The following is a 3,298-nucleotide window of genomic DNA, read 5'->3' on the forward strand; positions in this document are numbered from 1 at the left end:
TAGCTTGATGACATTGGGCCTTAGCCTCCTCGACGACCAACCAAGTTGTGCAACCACAACTTGGTGCCTGCGGGGTCTTCAGAATGTTTTCTCGCCGCCTTTCACTCCAATCAACCATAAGTTCATCATGTGCAAAACAGACAATTATGAACTGGTTAAATTGTTCAAATGTAGGTGCAGAAAAAGACTCATTTTTCTTCACTTATTTTATATTAGGGACTTATTAGATAGCCAACAGCCCCGTTTTTTGTGTTTAATCAATTATATTTTTTTAAGGAATTTTTCATAATCCTCTAGGTTGTCGGTGGTAGTGGCTAAGTTATATAACGCCAAATAAAATTGTTGACTGTCTTGTTCGAACAAAAACAGATTTTCAAAACCAAGTGCAGTGTGTATTGCAAAATCCCAAACAGATGGATAGTCGCGTGGATGAAGCGATTTAGCCATTAAATCCAAAACTTTTAAAATATCTGTTGAAACAATTACATTATCTTTTGCGTAGTGTCTGATATAACCTAATCCGTTGTATAAATAGTGATTAAAATCTCTTTTTTGCAAAATTAATCGTAGATTATTCTCATCATCTACTAAATAATTAGAGAAGTTGGTTACTTGCGAAATAGACACAAGTATTTCTCCTACTTGGTAAATGGCAGTAGTCGCTGTCTTGGGATCGTAATTTCCAAGCGCTCTTATTGCAACTTCCACTAGTTTATTAATGCTGAATTCAATATCTTGAACTTCTGTCTGTTTCTTTCTAACACTAAAAAAAGCCAAATACTTATCTTCGTCAATTGAATTCTCATGCTTTTGCCAAAAGGTCAAGAGTGGCGTAGTTTCAAACACGTAACTCCCAATTGTGTGCTCAAGCTTTATCGTAATGTCATCTTTTTGAGCTTCTTCAATCATCGAGATAAAATCCACGAGTTGAATATAGCCTGGTGAACCAGCTTTAATCTGGATACCCTTGCCGTTTCTAATATCTGAATTTGTGTCATTGAAGTCTTTGACTTTGTAAATATCTAGTTCATTTTTCAAGGTTCCTTTTACAATGCCCAATGCTTCTTTTTTCATGTCATCTGTCATTTGATTCACTTGTAACCACGCAACAGCATGATTAATAAAAAATATAAAAGTGGCCATCGAAAAAATGGCTAAAAAGGTCGCTGTAATAGGAACTGCAAAATAATATTCGGTGATTCTTTTATTAATGAAGAATAAGGATAAAAGAACATAGATAAAGCTCCCGGTAAAGATTCCCAAAACACGCTGTGTCGCTTTGCTCGCTATAAAATTTTTAAGTATTCGAGGGGAAAATTGCCCAGAAAACGTCGTGAAAACAACTAATATCAAGTTGAATGTGAATATGGTAATCGTTAAGGTCGCTGCAGTAAGGATGCTTAAAATAGAAAGAGTTAGATCATAATCGACGGTGAAATGAGGTCTCATTTTATTGCCTAGGTCGAAATTTAAGTCGCCATTTAAAGCTAGAGTCAATAATATTATGGAAACAAAGACGTAAAGAACAGGCGTAAACCATAAGTTAGATTTAACCTGATGGGTTAGCTCTCTTTTTGACATCCTTTTGTATTTTTTAAAATACTTATCAAGATGATATATTTTCATCGATTTTAATGTCCTTTCTAAAAGTCATTAATTTAACGTAACTCCTTGTTAAACAATATTTATTCCATATATTGTTTGCTCCAAAAGAACCTCCTTAAACTGGAGGTTCTTTAAAACCAGGTTCAGTCAAACTATACTGTTGATTATAGTACGTTTGCGTTAGCCGCACGTTCCTTATGAGCCAACAAGTATGAAAATAAATATTATTGCTCAAGCTTCACGCTCTTGGGGCATGCTAAGCGCAAATGGACTCTTTCGTTTGTTCTTCAATATCAAAAGCAAACCTAAAACAAAGTTAAATCGTTTTGAAAAAAGTATGTTCAATATCTAGTGCATATTATTAATACATACCCTCATTCTTGCGGTATTGTACACGTTAACTTTATATTTCCGAAAATAAGCCTAATACTTTGACTCAAAATAGGATAATGTAATAGAAACAACATATTCATTCATGAGGTGAAAGATATGAAAGACACTAAGGAAATAAACAGGTCTATAATAAATGAGGTGTTTACATATTTACATGAACATCCAGAAGCAAGTTGGAGAGAGATTGGAACAACTGCTTACTTAAAAAAACTAATCGAACAAGAAGGATTTCCTGTTCAAACTTTTGATGGCTGTACGGGTTTAGTAGTTGAGATTGGAGAAGGTTCAACTTGTATTGGCATTCGTGCAGATATGGATGCACTTTGGCAAGAAGTAGATGGAGTATTTAGAGCAAATCATTCATGTGGTCATGATGCTCATATGACTATAGGTTTCGGAACATTACTTGCAATGAAACAAAAAGGTTTCACTAAAAATATTCGTTTCAAATGGATTTTTCAACCTGCAGAAGAAAAAGGACAAGGAGCGTTAAAGTTACTAAGTCTAGGTGTTTTAGATAATGTGGATTACTTATTTGGTGTTCATCTTCGACCCATTCAAGAAATTCCAGACGGTACAGCATCCGCTGCGATATGCCATGGAGCAGCAGGTCTAATAAAAGGCACTATTGAAGGGGAAGATGCCCATGCTGCTAGACCTCATCTTGGTCAAAATTCAATTGAAGTAGGGGCGGCTATTGTTCGTGGAGTGGAATCTCTACGCATGGATCCACTCATCCCTTATTCAGTGAAGATGACTAGATTGATTGCTGGAAGTGAGACAGGTAATATCATTCCAGGCAAAGCTTCATTTACACTTGACGCACGTGCTCAAACTAATGAGGCAATGGAGATTTTACGAACAAAAGTGTCTGAAGTCATCCGCAGCGTGGAGTCAATTTATCATGTGAAGATTAAATTTACTATTCAAAAAGGGTTAATCGCGGCAATTGTTAATGAAGAGGCTTATGACCTTATGGAGCAAGCAATTATCTCTGTATTGGGTACTGCGAACTTGAAGCCGCGAATCACGACTCCAGGTGGAGAAGACTTTCATTTTTATGCCATGCATAAACCGAATTTAAAATCGACGATGCTTGGACTCGGATGCGGCTTATCTCCTGGATTACATCATCCTAATATGACGTTTAATCATGAAAGTATCCATACAGGAATTGAAATTCTAACTCAGACAATCCTGAATACCATACAAATGGTATCTGAAAACAATTAGAACTAAACGGCATAAAAACAACGTCGAGAACTCCTCGACGTTGTTTTTTTAGTGTGCCCAGCATGGG

Annotated in this window: 3 protein-coding genes; 1 reads left to right on the forward strand and 2 read right to left on the reverse strand. The window is 36.1% G+C overall.

What is annotated here, in order from left to right:
* Together C406_RS21170 and C406_RS0117675 are read right to left on the reverse strand one after the other, a co-directional pair.
* Positions 1-202: hypothetical protein (locus tag C406_RS21170; protein WP_237740598.1), on the reverse strand; the 202-nt coding region annotated here is incomplete at its 3' end.
* Positions 203-261: 59 nt separating this feature from the next.
* The gene (locus C406_RS0117675) at positions 262-1,581 is read right to left on the reverse strand and encodes a DUF2254 domain-containing protein (protein WP_155966769.1); all 1,320 of its coding nucleotides are present in this window, start codon (positions 1,579-1,581) and stop codon (positions 262-264) included.
* A gap of 513 nt (positions 1,582-2,094) precedes the next feature.
* Here C406_RS0117675 and C406_RS0117685 point away from each other — a divergent pair.
* Entirely contained in the window at positions 2,095-3,231 is a 1,137-nt protein-coding gene (locus C406_RS0117685) for a M20 peptidase aminoacylase family protein (protein WP_017381991.1), read from the forward strand.
* Positions 3,232-3,298 lie beyond the last annotated feature (67 nt).

This window comes from Paenisporosarcina sp. TG-14 (assembly GCF_000297555.1).
GTDB lineage: Bacteria > Bacillota > Bacilli > Bacillales_A > Planococcaceae > Paenisporosarcina > Paenisporosarcina antarctica.